This is a genomic window from Spiroplasma corruscae (assembly GCF_002237575.1).
In the GTDB taxonomy this organism is placed as follows: Bacteria; Bacillota_I; Bacilli_A; order Mycoplasmatales; family Mycoplasmataceae; genus Spiroplasma_A; species Spiroplasma_A corruscae.
In genome coordinates this window covers 839422-860223 of the sequence record NZ_CP022535.1, presented here as the reverse complement: position 1 = coordinate 860223, position 20802 = coordinate 839422, and the positions used below count along the sequence as shown (strand labels likewise).

The window sequence follows — 20802 nt, the reverse complement described above, 5'->3', positions numbered from 1 at the left end:
TATGGAGAATTTTTATTTGGAAATATTCTTATTAAACTAAATTTATTATATTATCAATATATAGAAATAAGTTCTACTTATCAATAAGTAAAACGGGTGATATTATGAGTATTAAAATAGATAAAGAAAGTTTTAAGACGTATTTAAGTGTATGTCCTAAAATTGCCTGGATATTTAGTTCAAAAGAAAATTTGTGAAAAACAAAAGAATTTATTAAAAATGAAAATATAGTTATTCACTATGTTAGTTATGAAGAATTAGATGAAGATGTTGACACAACAAAATTCTCATTTTTAGACGTATATAATAAATTTTTTAAAGATAAAGAATTGACTCCTAATAATGAAATTCTAAGTTTAATTGAAGAATATGATAAAGAGATTGGAATTGAAAGTCTAGTACCAAGTAATGAAACTGTCGAAGATGGACAACAAGTTCTAATAGCTGCATTTGAATACTATAAGGCATTGTTAGTTGAATATAATCAAAAAAACAATAGTAATAAAAGTTTTTTTGATTTAAGTGATTTTAGTTTTGAAAATAATGTAGAAAAAACAAAAGAACTATTAACTAATGATAATTTTCTCTATATCTTTAAACCTGCATTTAAGTTTGGGGAAAAGCTTTATACAAAATGTGATGTTTTGATTAATAAAGGAAAAAATCGCTTCGACATTGTTGAGTTTAAAGCTTCAACTAATTCAAAACTAGAACATTTTTATGATGTTTTATATCAAAAATATTTATTAGAAAAAAATGGTTACTTTGTTGACGACATATTTATTGGTTTAATAAACCCAGAGTATATAAAAGGTTTATCAACCGACTATAAGCAAGTGGTAACAGATATTTTTGAACAATATAAAGACAACTGCCCTAATTATGAAAAAGATATAAAACCTAATTTAAATAATTATTTTATTAAACATAATAAATACGAATCTGACATTGAGTATAATGAATTATTTAAAATAGTTAATTATCTTGAACAGTCAAAATCTTGTCCGTTATTTTCCGATTTGATAAAAGCCTTTCTAGGTGTAGATTATTTATTAGAAATGGATAAAATATTTGAAGGAATGGAAAGAGATTTTAAAAATGAAACCTTCTTATTAAACGACATCCATTATAAACCGAAATTTAATTATAAAAAACTTACTTGTAGAACTAGTTCTGAAGTTTGTCATCACGTTGTTAATTATTATGATGTAAATCAATATACAATTTATGATTTTTCAAGATTTAAAAAAAATGCCGCTATTTTATATAATGAATTTTATGAAGAAGTTGATATAAATAGAATTGATAATCCACTTGATGAATATTATTATATAAACGAAAAACCAGTTTTTAAAGAAGATCAAGCAAGATTAATTACAGTGATTAAGGATTATGTTAAAAATGACAAGAAATTTTCAAATTATATAGTTAACAGAAATAAATTAAAAGATATTGAAAAATTACTAAATGAGTATACAAAAACTCCTGTTTATATGTATGATTTTGAAACTTCTAAATGAGCAATTCCAAAATACGACCGTTCTTGATCTTATCAACAAATTCCATTCCAATATTCAATACATACAATTTTATCTGAAGATTTTGATTTTAAAACAATGAAAAACATTAAACATAAAAATTTTATTGCAGATAAACAAGAAGATCCCAGAATAGAATTCTTAAACAATTTTATAAAGGATTGTTTTGAGTATGGACCTGGGGTATATGTTGCCTATAATAAGTCTTTTGAAAAAACAGTTCTAAAAAATGCAATAATGATGTTTCCTGAAGTTGCTTATCCTCTTAAGTATATTTATTGTAATACCATTGATTTAATGGAGTTCTTTAAAATGAAAGAAAACAACTGATTAATATACCACCCTGATTTTAAAGGTTCGTATTCTATTAAAAAAACCCAACCTGTTTTGGTTCCTGATTTATCATATAAAGATTTAATTATTAATAAAGGTGATAGAGCTAGTAAAATATTTAGACAATATTTAGATAATATAATCTCACAAGATGAATATGAAAAAATAATAAGACCAGATATGTTGAAATATTGCGATCGTGATACACTGGCGATGGTTGCATTATTACAAGCAATTAAAGAACTTGTAAAAACTTATTGCATTTATGAAAATGGGGTACTAACATGAAAAAAATAATATATTGTGGCACACCGATCATTTCATTGAAACCATTGCAAGCACTTGAAGAGTTAGGTTATGAAATTTGTGCAATAATAACTCAACCAGATAAGGCTTTAAACAGAAAAAAAACATTAATAAAATCTCCGATTAAATTATATGCAGAATCTAAAAATTATAAAATATATCAACCAAATTTAATCAAAGATATAATAGATGATATTAAAGAATTAAATGCAGACTTTCTAGTAACTTGTGCTTATGGACAATTTATACCAAACTCAATACTATGTTTATTTAAGAATTGTATAAATGTGCATGCTAGTCTTTTGCCTAAATACAGAGGGGGAAGTCCAGTTCAATATTCAATAATGAATGGGGATAAGGAAACTGGTATTTCTTTAATGCAAATGGTAAAAAAAATGGACGCAGGAGATGTTTACACTCAAGATTCAATACTAATTAACTTAAATGATGATAATGAAATAGTTTTCAGAAATTTAGGGGAACTTGCTTATAAAATGGTTTTAAGAGACATAGATAAAATTTTTAATAACCAAATTAAACCATTTAAGCAAGACGATTCAGAAGTAACGTTTGCTTATAATCTTACAAATGAGGAAGAAAGAATTAATTGAAATCAAGATTCTAATAGAGTACACAATTTCGTTAGAGCTTTATCTCCGTCACCAATTGCCTTTACATATTTAGAAAATGAAAGGATTAAAATTAAAAAAACTTCATTAATAGGTGTAAATGATATTATAATTATTCCTATGAAAATTTTCATGCCTGGAGAAATAGCTGCTATTGATAAAAGCGGTATTATTGTGGCCACTAAAACAAGTTTTATACGTATTGAGGAACTCCAAAGAGAAGGAAAAAAAATGCTACCGGCATCAATTTATTATAAACAAGAAAATGCGTTTTTTAAACCATTTATGGTATTTAAATAAAGTGAAAAGTTATATATAATAAATATATTATGGTTACAAGGAGAATAATATGTTAGTTAATGATTTAAGACCTGGAAATACATTTTTATATGATGGAAATATTTTTGTAGTTCTAGAAAATGCTTTTTCTAAAACAGGAAGACAACAAGGAAAGGTTTCTTTAAAAGTAAAAAATTTAAGAACTGGCTCAAGAGTTGATTTAACCTTTACTGGTGGAGATAAAGTTGATAAAGCACTTATCGAAAAAAAAGACATGCAATATTTATACAATGATGGAAATATTTGTATGTTGATGGACACTGAAACATATGACCAAGTTGAAATATCTAATACAAAACTTGAATGAGAATTAAAGTTTTTAACAGATGGTACAATGGTAAAGTTAACTGAATATGATGGTGAAATATTAGGTATTACAATCCCTGAAAAAATGGAGTTAATCGTTACTGAAGTAGAACCAGCTGTAAAGGGTGATACAACAAGTGGTGCGCAAAAAAAAGCTGTCTTAGAAACTGGATTAGAAATAACTGTGCCTTTATTTATTAAAGAAGGGGAAAAAGTTGTAGTAAATACAAACGATGGTAAATATTACGGAAGAGCTAACTAGAAAGGTAATAATATGTATATAACATTAGAAAAAAACTCATCTGGTGAAATTCAAGTAGAAGACCAAATTATAACTAAAATTATTGATAAAGATATAAAAAGTAATATAGATTCATCTTTAAATTTAGAAGTAGTAGTTCTTTGAGAACAAGAAAATAGTATGTTTATAAACATTAAAATCAAAGTTGAAAATAGAGAAACTGTGAGTATTGATGAAAGAAAAATAATTCATTCTATAAATGAATTGATTAAACAAACTATTGGGGTTAAACCTAAAACTATATCGGTATCATTTATTTAGTTAAGAAAGATGGTATTTATGAAAAGATCTAAGTGAAAGAGCAAAACTTTTTATTGAGAATTAACGATGTGCACTACAATATTAGGTATGTTGGTTTTTGTTTATGCAGAACATATGATTAATCAACATTGACTTAGAAATGTTGATTATCCATTTTCACCTGTTATATTTCAAGGGCAATTTACAAGTTTTTTTACTTTTCAAAGTAATGGTATTGTTGGTGCTTATTTTTTAGTTAGAGTAATTTTTTATGATAATCAAATAAGATTTTGTAAGAATAAAACACTTTTATTATTTGTTACAAGTTATATAACTGTAACTTTTATAACTTATGTATGTGTTTTATTTCCTGCAACTTTAAAAAATGGCTATGATACAAGAGTTATTGATTGAATTTATTCTGTATTTATGCACGTAGTAGTTCCTATTTCAACTATTACATATATGTTTATGAATATAGATTTAAGTGATATTACTTTGAAAAAGTACTTTAGAAGTTATTTTGCAGGATATTTAATTTATCCCTGAGTATATACCATTTATTTAATGTTTAGAGTATTTATTTTCTTAAATGATGATAGATTCTCATCAATACCTTTTGAAATTGTTTACCCATATGCGCCAGTATCTAATAAGACATTTGATTTTGATAATGGAGGAAACTTCAATGATGTATTTGGGAATGTCTTATTTACATTTTTTTCAATTTTTCTACTTTTTATTGTAGTTCACATCTTATTTATTTCTGTAAATATTATATACATATTAATAATTTGAAAAATAAATAAGAAAATAAGTATGGCTAAAAATCCTATTAATAAAAATAGTAATTCCAAAAATACTAATGAAAAAAATATTAAAATAATTAAAAATAATTAATTATAATCAACTTGATTAAGAAAGAAGGATAATTTATGATGACTTTTAATAAAGAAAAACATAGCTTAACATTGAAACTTATTACAGACTCAAAAAACAAATTAGTAATTAAAAAGAATGGTTACGTCACTTTAATTTCTGAAGATAAAACTTTGTATATGTATGTTGGATGTATAAAAGGAGATAATACTTGTAAGTGTTTAAGAAAACTAAGTAGTTATATATCAAATTTTGTAATTAACAATAAATATGACATTAATATTGATTTAGATTCATTTTTAGGGTTTTACGAAGATAAAAAGGAGAGAGCTGCAAGAGTAATTTTTGATAGTATATTATTTAATGATCATAAAAAAATCTCTAGAAAATTAAATAACGATGTACAAAAAGAAGTGCTTTATAATATTGAATCAATAAGTAATAAAGAATTAGAGTCTATATTTACTGAATCAGTTACTAAAATGGAGTTTGTAAACTTTGCAAGAGATCTACAAGACTTACCTCCAAATGAAGGGACCGCACCATTAATCGCAGATTTAATTCAAAAAAAAGCTGCTGAAGTTGGTAATATTAAATGTACTGTTTTTAATAAACAAGAAATAGAAAAACTTGGATTAGGGTTATTACTAGCTGTTAATAAGGCTTCAGAAATTGAACCAAGAGTTGTTATTTTAGAATATTGTGGAGATAGTTCAAAAGAAAAAATAGGTTTGATTGGTAAAGGTATTACATTTGATTCAGGTGGATATAACTTAAAAGGTTCACAATTTTTAACTGGAATGAAATTTGATATGTCTGGTGCAGCAATAGTATCATCAACAGTGCTTGCTCTAGCAAAAAGTGGAGCTAAAACAAATGTTGTTTCAGTTGCAATGTTAACTGATAATAGAATTGGTGGTCATGGTACATTAACTGAATCAATAGTTAAATCTTATAATGGAGTAACTGTACAAATTGATAATACAGATGCAGAGGGTAGACTAGTTTTAGCAGATGGTATTTCATATGCTGTAAGAAACCTTGGTGTAGATAAAGTTTTTGATATTGCGACACTAACAGGTGCTATGCGTTTCTCACTTGGTAAATGACATACTGGTGTATTTACAAAGTATGATAGATTATGACAGTTAATTGAAAAAGCTGCATATAATCAGTCTGAACTTGTATGACGACTACCGATGATTTGAGAACATTTAGAAATAATGAAATCAACACCAATAGCTGATTTAACAAATACTGGGCAACCAAATGCAGGTGCTGGTTCTGCAACAGCTGCTGCTTTCCTAGATTTATTTGCTGAAGAAAAACCATATCTTCATCTAGATATTGCTGCAACAGCCCAAGAAAATGGTAGAGGAAAAGCTATTATGCTTAAAACACTATTTGACTTGCTAAAAAATGATTATTAAAATCAATTTATTTTCTATATAAACAGTCTTAAGTAAACCGTATAATTTTAAATTATATGTTAAGTTTAGCAATTAAGACTGTTTTTTTATATTCTTTTAGCAATATTATCTTCAAGTAAAATTGTATTATTTAAAAATAAAGAAAACCTTATAATCTAAGGTTTTCTAATTCTATTTTTATTTAGTATTAGTTGTTTATTGCGTTTATAATATCATCACTAATCCCTTTAATTAATGTTTTTAGGATCAAATCATTACTTGAATTATTTTTTAATAGGTTACTTATAATCAAACCATCATCATCCTTCTCATTATTATAAGTTATTCCATTTAATATTGTTTCCTTAATATTCTTACAATCAAGGTTATTTTTCACTGATATCAAGTATGGCTTAAGTATTCTTTCATCTAATTGTAGTTTTTTAATAGTATTTCTTGCAACTCTTTCAAAATCGTCTTTAATATAAATATTTGTAAATCTACTTATTACAGACTCAATAAATTTATCTAATTCTTTTCTATTATAATTAAATGCTACTTCAACTATTTGTGACATTTCTAATAAATAATTTTTTAAAAAGTCTAATAATGTCTTATCATTACTATCATTTAGTGCTACGTTAATAATTTTCTTTGAAAATTTATTTCTTTTTCATTCTTTCCAAGCAAGTGCTGCATGACTACCATTAAGCATTCAAACTTTTTTACAGATTTCTGCATCTATATTTTTTGTGTAATTTATAGTGCTAAGTTTTTCAACTTGCTTTGGTCAGTTATTTTCATCTGCTACTCATGAGAAGTATGGTTCTACTTTAATATTTAACTCGTTTGATGTATCATTAGGAACGATTCTATCAACCATAACATCAACAAACTTAATCATTTCCTTATTAAATAAATATTCTTTGGAAATATCTTTTTCAAATGAAGAAGAAACTTTTTCTCCGTTTTCACAACACATGATAATTAAAGTTTTATTATCTTTTTCTTTCTCTTTTATAAAGTTTATTATATCTTCTTTAATGTATTTAAGATTATTTGATCCAATTGATGTTGTAATAATATCAATATCACTTAAATTTATTTTCTCTTTTATTTCACTAACTAAAATGGCTTTATAGCCATTTACTATTTTTGACTTATTAACTTCACTTAATTCAATAACTTCATAGCTGGATTCATTATTTAGTTTATTAATTAATTCTTGATTAGTATCAGCAAAATAAAATTCAGTAACTTTATTGCTATCGAAAAGTATTGGTGCAATAAAACCTCTCCCAATATTTCCTGCTCCGTAATGTAATATTTTCATTTAGAAATTAAACTCCTCTAGTATTCTATCTTTAGATGGTTTAGCTATTAACTCTTCTACAAAATCTAATTCCATCATCTTCTCTGCTATATTTGCAAGTATATCTACGTGATTATTTGATTTTGCAGCTATTCCAATAAAAAAGTTTACTGGTGAACCATCATAATCAATTGGTTCATTGTAATGAATAACTACAATACCATCTTTAATTACTCCTGTTTCATTCATTCCATGTGGTATAGCTAAATAATTTCCAATATAAACAGAGAACTTTTTTTCTCTTTCAATCATTGATTCAATATAAGATTCTTCAATATAACCAAGTTCTTTTAATAACTCTCCACATTGTTTAATTGCCTCTACTTTATTTTTAGCAGATTGATTTATTTTAATATTTTCTTTTTTTAATATTTGATTTCCCATTTTTTCACCTATCAGTTTTTTATATATTTTTTCACTTATTATTTTATGTACATCATTTTTTTTACTTAATAACATAATTATAGGCATTATTAATATGTTTTTAATATTTTGTTCACTTAAATCAATTGAAGATATAACCAAGTCATAACTTGATAATTTGTCTTTATCAACCATAGCATATGAAATATTTTCAATAACTGCATTTCTGTAAAGTGAGTTCAAATGATTTTTAATCATTGCACTTTGCCCCATGCCACCAATACATATTGTCAAAATACTTAAGTTGTTATTGTATAAGTAAGAGTCAAATCATACTAATATATGTATAAAAACTTCATACTTTAATAAGTTTTTATTTTTTTTGTTATTAAAATATTTTAAAATATTTATTTCTATAACATTTCAAAGTTCATTATATGTAGTTTTATAATTGTCTAAATTTCTTTTATATTCGACAATAATGTAATCATCAATATTTTCAATAAATAAATTTGAAGTTATATGATTTCTAATTCTTTCAACTATATCATCGCTTAGTTTTAAATTATTATTAAATAAGTTACTTACATCCTTTTTAATATCCTTAATAAATAAACTAATTGTTTCCTTTTCTTTATTTGGAATTAGTTGATTTATATAATTTAAATCCAATGTATTGTTTGAGTAGATATTTTTGATCAGCAAAACAAATTCATTGTAATATTCAATACTATCTATTTTTTTTAAGATCTCATTATTATTTGGATGATTCAATCAGTAAGTTATCTTAATAGCTAGAATAATTACATTCAATACTGAGATATTAATTTGATTTGAAGTAAATTCTATAAGTCAATAAAATATTTTATTATAGACATTTATTTTATATCTTGATTTTAATGATTTATATATGTAATTAGAAAAAAGTTTTTCTATTTTATTTAATTTTAAAATGGAATAAACTTTTTTAAATAATAAATATTTTATTGTTATGTCTACTGCAATACTTATTTCAATTTCTTTTGAAATTTTTGATAACTTTATACCTTGTTTAGTTAATGAAAGACTTTGAGAATATGTTTTTAATATTAGAGATAAGTCTTTAATATCATCTTCTAAAACGTTAATTGATACATCTAGATCATCCATTAGTTGCAATTTTGTTGTAGCTGTATCTTTAACTAGGATTAAATAAATGTACAAAAGTCTTTCTTCTTTTAATAAAAATGTATCGTCAATTTGTAATTTATTTAATATATCTTCAGTAAGCCCATTAAAACAAATTTCTTTTTCATCCTCTGTAATATAAAACTTTCCTTTTAACTTCAAGAAATTGTTTATATCAATTATATCTCTTTGTAGAGTTTTGTTACTCATACTAAATTGATTGATTAATACATTCTTATCAATATTTTTATAATTAATTAAAGTTTGTAACAGTCTAAGTTGTCTTTCTTTCTTCATTATTTGTCTCTAACTTCTCTTTAAATTCTAAAATTATCTTATCATAAAATGATTTATCCAAGAAGTTTGTAATGCTTTTATGAATTGCGTTTGGAGCTTTCTGTTTAGCATAATCTGACAATTGCACTTGTGTAATAACAAATTCTGCATTATCAGGAAGCTCTTTTACTGGATAGTTAACAACTTTAATGTCTATGTTTGCATCTTTTAATTTTTTTCTAAGTACTGAAGCACCCATTGCGCTAGAACCCATTCCAGCTTCACATGCAAATATAATTGTTTTTATATTAGATAAATCTACTTTAGCACTTTTGTTAACGCTAACATATTTACTTTCTTTACCTTTAATATCTTGCATTTTTTTTGCAGCATCTTCATAATTAACTTCTGATTTTTTATATTTTTTTCTCATTATTAAATGAATTAATACACCTACTAGTAATGAAGTTCCAGTAGAACCTAATATACCAAGAAATACTCCAGCATAGTCTAAACCACTTGAATTTATGAAAATAGATATAGCTACAATTGATCCAGGTGATGCTGGTGAAATTAATCCTGCATCAAATGATTGGAATATAGCGTCACCAACTAAACCACCTGCTATTAATGCAATTATCATTTCAATTCTCATAAGTATGAATGGGAAATAAACCTCATGTATACCACCAAAGAAATGTATTATTGATGCTCCCGCAGCATTTCCTCTTTGTTTTTTATCAAAGATCATAAATGTAATTAAGGCACCTAATCCAGGACCTGGATTAGCTTCTAATAAATATAAAATTGATTTAGGTGCACCTTGTGATAATGGTGTAAATACACCATGGTTAATTGCATTATTTAAGAAAAATACTTTTGCTGGTTCTACTATTAAAGCAGTTAAGAAAATTAATTTATTATTAACTAAAAATCTTACAACTTCTGCTAATGCTCAAGTAATTGAATTAAAAACATATGGCATACCATAAAAGGCACCAACTCCTAGCCCGAATGCTAGGAACCCCATAACAAAGTTATTCACTAACATTTCAAATCCTTGTTTTATTCTTCCATCCAGTAATTTATCTATACCTTTTAATATTGCAGCAGCTAATGGCCCTGCAATCATTGCAGATAAGAATTGTGGTGAAGAGGTTGCTCCTTCTTGGAATCCTGGGTTATATTGATTACCAACTATTATTGCAAAAACAACAAATGATGCAATAAACCCTCCACGATCTTTATGCACGATTCTACCAGCATTAAAACCAATTAATGTTGGAATTAAATATATAATTACATTTTGTGATATATATTTATCTATAATTTCAACAGGCACTCAACCACCGCTAAAAAAGAAGGCAGTTAGTAATCCTCAAGCAATCATTAATCCTATAATTGGCATAATCATTGAACTTAATCAACCACCAAATTTTTGGATACGTCTCATTGCTATTCTTTTATTAAAATTATTTTTAAAGAATAACTGAAATTTATTCTTAGACTCTTTTTTATTTAACTCTTTTATAATTTCATCCATATTAAGACTCCTTTCATATATATTATTTATTAAATGACCAAAATTAAATAGAGTTGGGAGTAAATATTTTGTCTTTTAAAAAGACAAAATAATTTATAATCTTTATAGAGGTTAAAAATGGAAAAAAATAATTTAAATATTATTACAGCGGAAAGAATATACTTAAAAAATGTGTCATTAGAGAGCGCTGATGACATGTATGAATACTGCAGTGACGAAAGTGTTGTAAAATTTCTAACTTTTGATAGGCATAAAAATATAAATGATACCATTAATGCAATTAAAGAGTATTTCTTAAAAGACCCTATTGGAAAGTACGGGATATATTTAAATTCTAATAATAAACTAATTGGTACTATTGACATAAGATTAGATTCATTAGACTACAATAATTTTGGTTGAGTTATAAATAAAAAGTATCAAAAAAATGGTTATTGTTCAGAAGCATTAAGTGCAATGCTAAAGTCTTGATGAAGTAAGATTAAATCATTGGATTTATATGCAAAACACGATATTGAAAATAAAGATTCTGAGCATTTTATGGATAATAATAACTTTATAAAACTAAATAAAAAGACACTTAATGATGAAGGGATAACTTATTGTGTTCATAAATTAAATATTGAAAATATTGAAGCTAAAATATTTAAAAAATAATTAAAAACTAAATTAAAAAGTATATAATGAATATGAAAGAATACTTTAAATTTGTCCAGTGAGGCAAATAAGTAATGTCCATAACTTTATTAGACATTATTTGCTTGCCTATCTTAATAAAGATAGGCTTTTTATATGGGGTAACTTTCACTAAAAGGAGTAAATATGTCATCTAAATTACTATTTGATAATATAGCTTTATCAAGAACAATAACTAGAATTTGCCACGAAATACTTGAAAAAAATAAAAGTATTAATAACCTTGTTCTAGCAGGAATAAAGACTAGAGGCTATTTTTTAGCATTGAGAATAGCAAAAAAAATTGAGGAAATTGAAGAAATAAAAGTTGATGTAGTTGAAGTTGATATAACTAATTATAGAGATGACATCCAAAAATCAAATAATTCATCGTTTAAAATAAATTATAATCTAGAAAATAAAGACATCATACTAATTGATGACGTTATGTATACAGGTAGAACAGTTCGAGCAGCGATGGATTGTATTTTAGATTTTTATAGACCTAGCAGAATTATGTTGGCCGTGCTAGTTGATAGAGGTCACAGAGAATTACCAATAAGAGCAGACTTTGTAGGAAAAAACATCCCAACATCTATAAATGAAAAAATTAAGGTTAATTTAACTGAAGTAGATGATGAGGATTGTGTTTTGATTATTAATAGTTAATGCTCTTTTTTTATGGAGGAATTATGATAAAATTCAATAATTTGTTAACTATTGAAAGTTTAAGTAATGAAGAAATAATGTATTTAATCAAGAAGGCTTTAAATTTTAAGTTAAATAATGAAATACCTAAGTTAAAAAGAGAAACATTTATTGCAAATATTTTTTTTGAAAATAGTACGCGAACTCACAAGAGTTTTGAAATTGCTCAAAAAATGTTAGGATTTAATTCAATTAATTTAGAAGTAAGTAGAAGTTCTATACAAAAAGGTGAGACTTTATATGATACAGTGCTTTCATTAGATTGTTTAAATGTTGAAGCTTTTATTATTAGACATCCAGAAAAAGAATACTACAATAAAATACTTAATTCTAAAAATCTCAGAACTAAGCTAATAAATGCAGGAGATGGAGTAGGAGAACATCCAACTCAATCATTATTAGATTTAATGACAATATATGAAAATTTTAAAACATTTAAAGATATTAAGGTAGCAATATGTGGTGACTTAAAACACTCTAGGGTAGCACATTCTAATATGAAAATATTAAAAAGACTTGGTGCTAAGATCTATTTTTCAGGACCATTGATATGGTATGAAGACTATTATAAGGATTATGGAGAGTATAAAAAAATAGATGATTTAATTAATGAAGTGGATGTAATGATGTTATTAAGAGTTCAAAATGAAAGACATATTGAAAAATTTGATAAATCGGATAATTACTTAATTAAGTATGGATTAAATAATACACGATATAAAAAGCTAAAAAAGAATTCTATTATAATGCACCCTTGTCCAGTAAATAGAAATGTAGAGATAGAATCTTGTTTAATAGAGTCTAGTAAGTCAAAATTGTTAGCACAAATGAAAAATGGATTATATATGAGAATAGCAATTTTATATGAGTTGTTTAAAGAGAGGTTTTAATGTTACTAATTAAAAATGCACAATTTTATAAAAATGATAAGCTAGTTACTAATGATATTTTAATTGTTGATAAGTATATTAAAAAAATATCTAAATTTATTAAAGAAGATGAAAATTATGAAGTCATTGATGCTTCTAATTACTTTATAACTCCAGGACTAATTGATGTACATGTACACACAAGAGAGCCTGGTTATGAATATAAAGAAGATCTAACTACTGTAAGCAAGGCTGCGTTAAAAGGTGGTGTAACCACAATTTGCTCAATGGCAAATTTATCACCAGTACCAGATAGTGTAGAAAGTTATGAAAGTATAGTTAAATTAGTAAAAGAAAAATCAGAAATAAATGTTTTACAAATGTGCGCTGCTACTAAAAATTTAAATACAAATGAGTTAGTAGATTTTGAAATGCTAAAAAAAAGTGGTGCAAAATACTTTTCAAATGATGGTCATGGTATTCAAAATACAGAAACTATGAGAAGTATTTTAAGGGAAATTAAAAAACATGATTTACTAATTTCTGTTCATTTAGAAACTGAAAAAATAAAGTTAGATGGAATGATACATAAATCTAAATTTTCTAAAAAGTACTTAATTAAAGATTTTAGTTATAAGTCAGAATACTTACAACTAAAAAGAGATATTAAACTTTTAAAAAATAATAATTGTAGATATCATGTCGGACATCTAACAACAGGTAAATCATTAAAACTTATTAAAAAGTATAAAAAGAAGCTTAACATTACTTGTGAAGTTACACCTAATCATTTATTAATGAGTATAAATGATTTTAAAGAAAATTCTGGATTATATAAGATAAACCCGCCAATAAGAACAAAAAAAGATCAAAGTATTTTAGTAAAAGGATTACAAGATGGGACAATAGATTGTATTGCAACTGATCATGCACCTCATAAAAAAAGTGAAAAATTTATTGACTTTAAAGAATCGAGTTTTGGAATGATAGGTATAGAATTTAGTTTCAGTATTCTATACACAAAACTAGTTATGAATAATATTATAAGCCTTAATAGACTTGTTGAATTAATGTATACAAATCCAAATGAAATATTCAGGATGAAAGCTCCTAATTTAAAAGAAAAACATAAAGCTAACATAGTAATTTGAGATTTAAACAATTCTTATGTAATAAAAGAAAAAACAATAGAATCTAAATCTAAGAATACTCCATTTTTAGGAGAAGAGGTATATGGAAAAAATATTTATACAATAGTAGAAGGAAAAATAAAATGAAGAGATGATTAATATTATCGGATGGGACAGTTTTAGAAGGTTTAGCATTTGGCGATAACGAATCAGTAATAAATGAATTAGTATTTACTACTGCAATGACTGGATATCAAGAATCAATAACTGATCAAAGTTTTAATGGTCAAATATTAGTTTTCACTTATCCTCTAGTAGGAAACTATGGTACTAATAGTGAAGATAATGAAAGTATTTTTCCAAGTTGTTCAGGTGTTATTGTCAAAGAGGTGTCAACAGAAGGATCTAATTTTAGGAATGAATTATCACTTCCTAATTTTTTAAAAGGAAAAAAAATTACAGGTATTTCAAATATTGATACTAGAATGCTAACTAACAAATTAAGAAATAATGGTTCCTTAATTGCAGCGATTGTGTGTGAAGAAAAATTAATTGATGAATTTAAAAATAAACTAAAAGAGTTTAAGTGTAAGACTACACATGTAAAAGAAGTTTCTACAAAAAATAAATATTATATTCCTGGAAATAAATTTAAGATTGTCTTAATTGATTATGGATTAAAAATATCAATTACTAAGGAGTTACTTAAAAGAGGTTGTGGTATATTTGTAGTTCCATTTAATACAACTTATCAAGAAATAGTAGATTTAAATCCAGATGGAATATTGTTGAGTAATGGTCCTGGTGACCCAACAAATCTACAAGATCAAATAAAAGTAATTCAAAAACTGCAAGGCAAGTATCCTATGTTTGGAATTTGTTTAGGTCATCAATTACTAGCATTAGCAAATGGAATGAAAACAAAGAAAATGTTATTTGGTCATAGAGGTATTAATCATCCTGTTAAAGATTTAGAAACAAACAAATGTTACATAACCTCTCAAAACCATGGCTATATGGTTGATGAAGAGTCTATAAATATTTCTAAACATAAAATTACAATTACTCATAAAAGTCTTAATGATAATTCAATTGAGGGAATTAAATATATCGATAATAAGTCATTCTCGGTACAATTTCATCCTGATTCTTGTCCAGGTACAAGTGATAATTATTATCTATTTGATTATTTCATTAAATTAATACAAGAAGGAAAGGAAATTAATAATGCCAAAAAATAATGAAATTAAAAAAGTAGTTATACTAGGTTCTGGTCCAATTGTAATTGGCCAAGCAGCAGAATTTGATTATGCTGGAACTCAGGCATGTATGTCATTAAAAGAAGAAGGTTACTACGTTATATTAATTAACTCCAATCCAGCTACAATTATGACAGAAAAAGGAATTGCTGATAAAATTTATATCGAACCATTAACTGTTGAATTTGTAGAAAAAATATTAAGAAAAGAAGAACCAGATGCAATTATCCCAACTATGGGAGGGCAAACCGCACTAAATTTAGTTATTGATCTTGCTAAAAATAATATTCTTAATGAACTAAATATTAAATTATTAGGAACAAGTATTGAAGCGATTGAAAATGCAGAGGATAGAGAATTATTTAAAAACTTAATGAAAGAGTTAAAAGAACCTATACCAGCAAGTACTATTGTATATGATGTAAATGAAGCTTTATCTTTTTCTGAGAAAATTGGTTTTCCGTTAATTGTAAGACCTGCATTTACACTTGGAGGTAGTGGTGGTGGAATTTGTGAAACAAGAGATCAACTAATTAAAATAGTTTCACAAGGTATAAAAGAATCCCATCTTAGTAAATGTTTATTAGAACAAAGTATTGCTGGGTATAAAGAAATTGAGTATGAAGTTATTAGAGATTCAAATGATAACACAATAATTGTTTGCAACATGGAAAATTTTGACCCAGTAGGTGTTCATACGGGTGATTCAATAGTTTTTGCTCCTTGTCAGACTTTGTCAGACATAGAAAATCAAATGTTAAGAGACTCATCATTAAAAATAATTAGAGCATTAAAAATAGAAGGGGGGTGCAATATACAATTTGCACTCGACCCAAACTCGTTACAATATTATGTAATTGAAGTTAACCCAAGAGTTAGCAGGTCTTCGTCATTAGCTAGCAAAGCAACAGGTTATCCAATTGCTAAAATCTCTGCCAAAATTGCTGTTGGCTTCACATTAGATGAAATTATTAATCCTGTTACTAAAAATACAATGGCATTTTTTGAACCTGTATTAGACTATATAGTAACAAAGATTCCAAGGTGACCTTTTGATAAATTTATAAATGCAGATTTTAATTTAACTACTCAAATGAAATCAACTGGAGAGGTAATGGCTATTGGTAGATGTTTAGAAGAGTCATTTTTAAAAGCAATTAGATCATTAGAAATTGATAAGTATCATATTGACTCGAAAGAATACGAAAAATTAACAGAAAACGAGTTACTACAAGAAATAAAATATCCAACACATAACAGAGTCTTTATTATAGCGGAAGCTATAAGGAAAAACATTGGCATAGAAAAAATAAATGCAATTAGTAAAATTGATCTATTTTTTTTAAATAAATTAAAAAAAATAATAAATCTTGAAAATGAAGTTAAAAAAAATAAAATGAATATTAATTTATTGAAGAATGCTAAAATTGTGGGTTTCAGTGACATTAAAGTAGCTAATTTATGAGATAAAACAGACTTAGAAATATATAAGTTAAGAATGAAATATAATATATTACCTATATTTAAAATGATTGACACTTGTGCAGGAGAGTTCTATTCTAAAACTCCATATTTTTATTCAACATATGAATTTGAAAATGAGAGCACTCCTTTTAATGAAAAATCAGTATTAGTTTTAGGATCAGGTCCAATTAGAATTGGTCAGGGCATAGAATTTGATTATGCGACTGTAAAATCAATACAGGAGATTAAAAAATTAGGTTATAAAGCAATAGTAATTAACTCTAACCCAGAAACAGTATCAACAGATTTTTCTATTTCAGATAAATTATTTTTTGATCCACTAACTATAGAAGATGTAATGAACATTGTTGATTATGAGAAACCTTATGGAGTAATAGTGCAATTTGGTGGTCAAACAGCAATAAATTTAGCAAGGAAATTAGCAGAGAGAGGAGTAAAAATATTGGGTACATCTGTTGATAAAATTGAAGAAGCAGAGGATAGAGATAGATTTGAAAAACTTTTAACTATGTTGAACATTAAACAACCATTAGGAAAAACTTCAAAAACTAAAGAAGAATCAATAAAAATTGCTAATCAAATTGGTTATCCAGTTTTGTTAAGACCAAGTTATGTACTTGGAGGAAAATCAATGCAAATAATAAACGGTCAGGAAGAACTTGAATTATATATTGATAACGCATTAAAAGATAGTAAAGATAGTTCTTTATTAATTGATAGGTATATATATGGTGATGAATATGAAGTGGATCTAATCTCTGATACTGAGAGTGTTTTAATTCCAGGAATTATAGAACATATTGAAAAATCTGGAGTCCATTCTGGTGATTCAATGGCAGTTTATCCACCACAACATTTAACTAAAGAAATGACAAATAAAATAATTGAAACCTCAAAAAGTATCGCTTTAAATTTAAAAATAAAAGGAATTATTAATATTCAGTTTATTGTCAAAGATGAAGAACTTTATATTATTGAAGTAAATCCAAGGTCGAGTAGAACTGTACCTTTTTTAAGTAAAATAACTGATATAAATCTCGTTGGTTTATCAACACAAGTAATGTTTGATATAAAATTAAAAGATCTTAATAATTATAAAGAATTTATTGAACCAAAAAATAATATTTATGTTAAAGCGCCTGTCTTTTCATTTATAAAATTAAAACAAGTGGACACTGATTTAGGACCTGAAATGAAATCAACTGGTGAGGCTATGGGTTGAGATAATAATTATTATAAAGCTTTATACAAAGCGTTTATTGCATCTCATCAAATAATACCTAAGAATGGAAAAATATTATTTACTATAGGAGAACAAAAAGAGCGTGCGCTTAAACTTGCAAAAAGGTTTAAAGAGTTAGGTTTTAAAATATACGCAACAAAAGGTACTTCAAGAACTTTTAGAGAAAATAATTTAAACTGCATTGAAGTTTCCAAAATTGAAGAAGCATTAAAAAATAATAATATTATAGACCTATTAAAAAATAATGAACTTAACATTGTTGTGAATACAAAAAGTAAAAAACAAAAAAAGTATAGTAAAGACGATTTAATTATTAGAAGAACTGCTACTGAGTCTCAAATACCATTATTCACATCGCTTGAAACAGTTAATGCAATTTTAGAAGTGTTGGAATTTCAAAGTTTTAGAACGAGTGAGTTATAATATGAAAAACAAAATTATAATAGCTCTTGATTTTTCAAGTTTGAAGGAAGTTAAGAACTTTCTAAAAGGTTTTAAAAGAGAAAAACTATTTTTAAAAGTAGGAATGGAATTATATTTTAAATACCAAAATAAAATAATTAAGTATTTAAAGAAAAGAAAACATCAACTGTTTATTGATTTAAAAATACACGATATACCAAACACTACCTATAAAGCAGCAAAAAATTTATTAGATATGGAACCTGATATCATTAGTGTTCATGCATCTGGGGGTTTGGAAATGCTAAAAAGCATTGTTAAAGCAAAAAAAGATACAAAATCAATAACTAAGTTATTTGCAGTCACATATTTAACTTCAATAGATGAACAAGTACTAACAAAGGAATTAAAAATTAATAAAGATTTAATTACTTCAATAAAAGATTTAGCTTCATTAACTTATAATGCAAATTTAGATGGAGTTGTTTGTTCAGTATGAGAATCTAGAATAATAAAAGATGAAGTTAGTAAAAAATTATTAACTCTAACACCAGGCATTAGAATTACTAATATGGCAAATGATCAGAAAAGAGTAGCAACAATTAAAGATGCTGTTATTAATTTAAGTGATTATATTGTTGTTGGAAGAGAAATAACTAATTCTAAAAATCCGTATTTTAAATATGTAGAAATGAATAAGGAATGAAACAATGAATAAAGAAATAAAAGTAGCATCAATTCTTTTAGAAACAAAAGCTATTGAATTAAATTTTAATAACAAATTTGAATGGGCAAGTGGAATAATAAGTCCTATATATTGTGACAACAGAGTCTTGATAAGTTATGTTGAAAATAGAAATATTATTGTTAATTACTTTATTGATAATATAAGATTAAATTACCCAAGTGTTAATTTAGTTGCAGGGGTCGCAACATCTGGAATAAGTTGAGCATCAATGATCGCACAAAAAATGAATCTACCAATGATTTATGTAAGGCCAGAACCAAAAGATCATGGAAGAAGATCACGAATTGAAGGAAGATATTTTGATAACCAAAATGTAGTTGTTGTTGAAGATTTGATTTCTACTGGTGGAAGTGTAATAAAAGTATGCAACTTATTAAAAAATGAAAACTTAAATGTCCTGGGCGTTGCTGCTATATTCTCATATGATTTAAAAAAAGCTACTTTTAATTTTTTATCTAGTAATAACAATTTTTTTACTTTATCAAATAAGAAAACATTAGTAAGTTTAATCGAAGAAAACCAATTATTTGATAAAAATAATGTTATTGAGCTAAAAAAATTTTTCGAACAAATTGATAAATAAACTAATTAACTTAATAAAATATTTTAAACCTAATAACCAACTTTATATTCTAATTTTGTAAAATTACTTAAAATAATAAATATAAAAAACTTTATTGTGTATTAAATTTTACTAAATCATAGGGTGTTACGTTAATTATTAAAATAAAATAACCAATTATTAAATTTTTTTATTTATCATGGAAAAAATATATTTACAATTTTTAAGAGTTTCATTTGTATTAGACCCAAACTAAATTAAATTAACTTCATAAATTATAAAATAGTTTCAATAATTTTTATAGTCTAGAATACTAATGAGTTTATAAACAACAATTATGGTTAAGGAATCATTTATATATCTTAAGTTATTACAATCATAAAACAATCATTAACTTCAAATATAATTGTTTAAATTCCAAATAAACGTATTAAATTTTATTATATAAATAATTGAACAATTATTAACAACTCAAGTTAATATATTTATTTTTTTTAAAAAAACATTTTATAGTTAAATAATTATACATACAAAGTTTAATAATTTGTATTAAGTGTATTATTTTTATTTAGAATCATCATTTTTTTTATTTATTAAGTTTATAAGAACAAGTTTTAATAAAGTTGTATTTATTTAATAAGTGTCAAATTAATTAAAATTTATTTGTTTCATTATATATAAACTTATTTGTTTCATTATATTACACATCAGTAAATAAAA

The 20802-nt window shown here is 25.3% G+C and carries 17 protein-coding genes; 14 read left to right on the top strand and 3 right to left on the bottom strand.

All coding sequences use genetic code 4. The features are described 5' to 3' along the window. Positions 1-104: 104 nt before the first annotated feature. Genes SCORR_RS03750 through SCORR_RS03725 form a run of 6 tightly spaced genes read left to right on the top strand, consistent with a single transcriptional unit; the run spans position 105 to position 6301 of the window. The gene (locus SCORR_RS03750) at positions 105-2168 is read left to right on the top strand and encodes a DUF2779 domain-containing protein (protein WP_094049294.1); all 2064 of its coding nucleotides are present in this window, start codon (positions 105-107) and stop codon (positions 2166-2168) included. Further along, on the top strand, positions 2156-3106 hold the full coding sequence (fmt, locus tag SCORR_RS03745) for a methionyl-tRNA formyltransferase (RefSeq protein ID WP_094049292.1): 951 nt from the start codon (positions 2156-2158) through the stop codon (positions 3104-3106). Before SCORR_RS03750 ends, fmt begins: the two co-directional genes overlap by 13 nt. Before the next feature lie 49 nt (positions 3107-3155). Further along, positions 3156-3713: an elongation factor P gene (gene efp, locus SCORR_RS03740; protein ID WP_094049290.1), complete on the top strand. Its 558-nt coding sequence runs from the start codon at positions 3156-3158 to the stop codon at positions 3711-3713. Between the two features lie 12 nt (positions 3714-3725). Continuing rightward, positions 3726-4013, top strand: coding sequence for an MMB_0454 family protein (locus SCORR_RS03735; RefSeq protein ID WP_094049288.1), 288 nt, complete (start codon positions 3726-3728; stop codon positions 4011-4013). 18 nt (positions 4014-4031) lie between these two features. After that, positions 4032-4892, top strand: a complete 861-nt coding sequence (locus SCORR_RS03730) for a hypothetical protein (protein WP_094049286.1) — start codon at positions 4032-4034, stop codon at positions 4890-4892. 35 nt (positions 4893-4927) lie between these two features. Further along, complete coding sequence (locus tag SCORR_RS03725) at positions 4928-6301, top strand: M17 family metallopeptidase (protein ID WP_094049284.1); 1374 nt, start codon at positions 4928-4930, stop codon at positions 6299-6301. 187 nt (positions 6302-6488) lie between these two features. Here the strand turns inward: SCORR_RS03725 and SCORR_RS03720 are convergent, their stop codons facing one another. From SCORR_RS03720 to SCORR_RS03710, 3 genes are read right to left on the bottom strand one after another with little or no spacing between them, the layout of a single operon-like run. Beyond that, positions 6489-7613, bottom strand: coding sequence for a mannitol dehydrogenase family protein (locus tag SCORR_RS03720; RefSeq protein ID WP_094049282.1), 1125 nt, complete (start codon positions 7611-7613; stop codon positions 6489-6491). Further along, the gene (locus SCORR_RS03715) at positions 7614-9479 is read right to left on the bottom strand and encodes a PTS sugar transporter subunit IIA (protein ID WP_094049280.1); all 1866 of its coding nucleotides are present in this window, start codon (positions 9477-9479) and stop codon (positions 7614-7616) included. Beyond that, positions 9457-11001: a PTS transporter subunit EIIC gene (locus SCORR_RS03710; protein ID WP_094049278.1), complete on the bottom strand. Its 1545-nt coding sequence runs from the start codon at positions 10999-11001 to the stop codon at positions 9457-9459. The genes SCORR_RS03715 and SCORR_RS03710 overlap by 23 nt, the downstream gene beginning before the upstream one ends. A 117-nt stretch (positions 11002-11118) precedes the next feature. On the opposite strand from SCORR_RS03710, the gene SCORR_RS03705 reads away from it, so the two are divergent. The 8 genes from SCORR_RS03705 (at position 11119) to pyrE (ending at position 20103) form a co-directional block, all read left to right on the top strand. Beyond that, positions 11119-11658: a GNAT family N-acetyltransferase gene (locus tag SCORR_RS03705; RefSeq protein WP_094049276.1), complete on the top strand. Its 540-nt coding sequence runs from the start codon at positions 11119-11121 to the stop codon at positions 11656-11658. Positions 11659-11823: 165 nt separating this feature from the next. After that, entirely contained in the window at positions 11824-12345 is a 522-nt protein-coding gene (gene pyrR, locus SCORR_RS03700) for a bifunctional pyr operon transcriptional regulator/uracil phosphoribosyltransferase PyrR (RefSeq protein ID WP_094049274.1), read from the top strand. A gap of 23 nt (positions 12346-12368) precedes the next feature. Further along, positions 12369-13274, top strand: coding sequence for an aspartate carbamoyltransferase catalytic subunit (locus tag SCORR_RS03695; protein WP_211279175.1), 906 nt, complete (start codon positions 12369-12371; stop codon positions 13272-13274). Next, positions 13274-14542, top strand: a complete 1269-nt coding sequence (locus tag SCORR_RS03690; protein ID WP_094049269.1) for a dihydroorotase — start codon at positions 13274-13276, stop codon at positions 14540-14542. The genes SCORR_RS03695 and SCORR_RS03690 overlap by 1 nt, the downstream gene beginning before the upstream one ends. Then, positions 14527-15624, top strand: coding sequence for a carbamoyl phosphate synthase small subunit (locus SCORR_RS03685; RefSeq protein ID WP_094049267.1), 1098 nt, complete (start codon positions 14527-14529; stop codon positions 15622-15624). Before SCORR_RS03690 ends, SCORR_RS03685 begins: the two co-directional genes overlap by 16 nt. Next, positions 15611-18793: a carbamoyl-phosphate synthase large subunit gene (gene carB / locus SCORR_RS03680; protein ID WP_094049265.1), complete on the top strand. Its 3183-nt coding sequence runs from the start codon at positions 15611-15613 to the stop codon at positions 18791-18793. Before SCORR_RS03685 ends, carB begins: the two co-directional genes overlap by 14 nt. Position 18794: 1 nt before the next feature. Continuing rightward, on the top strand, positions 18795-19490 hold the full coding sequence (pyrF, locus tag SCORR_RS03675; RefSeq protein WP_094049263.1) for an orotidine-5'-phosphate decarboxylase: 696 nt from the start codon (positions 18795-18797) through the stop codon (positions 19488-19490). Next, on the top strand, positions 19483-20103 hold the full coding sequence (gene pyrE / locus SCORR_RS03670) for an orotate phosphoribosyltransferase (RefSeq protein ID WP_094049261.1): 621 nt from the start codon (positions 19483-19485) through the stop codon (positions 20101-20103). Before pyrF ends, pyrE begins: the two co-directional genes overlap by 8 nt. Positions 20104-20802 lie beyond the last annotated feature (699 nt).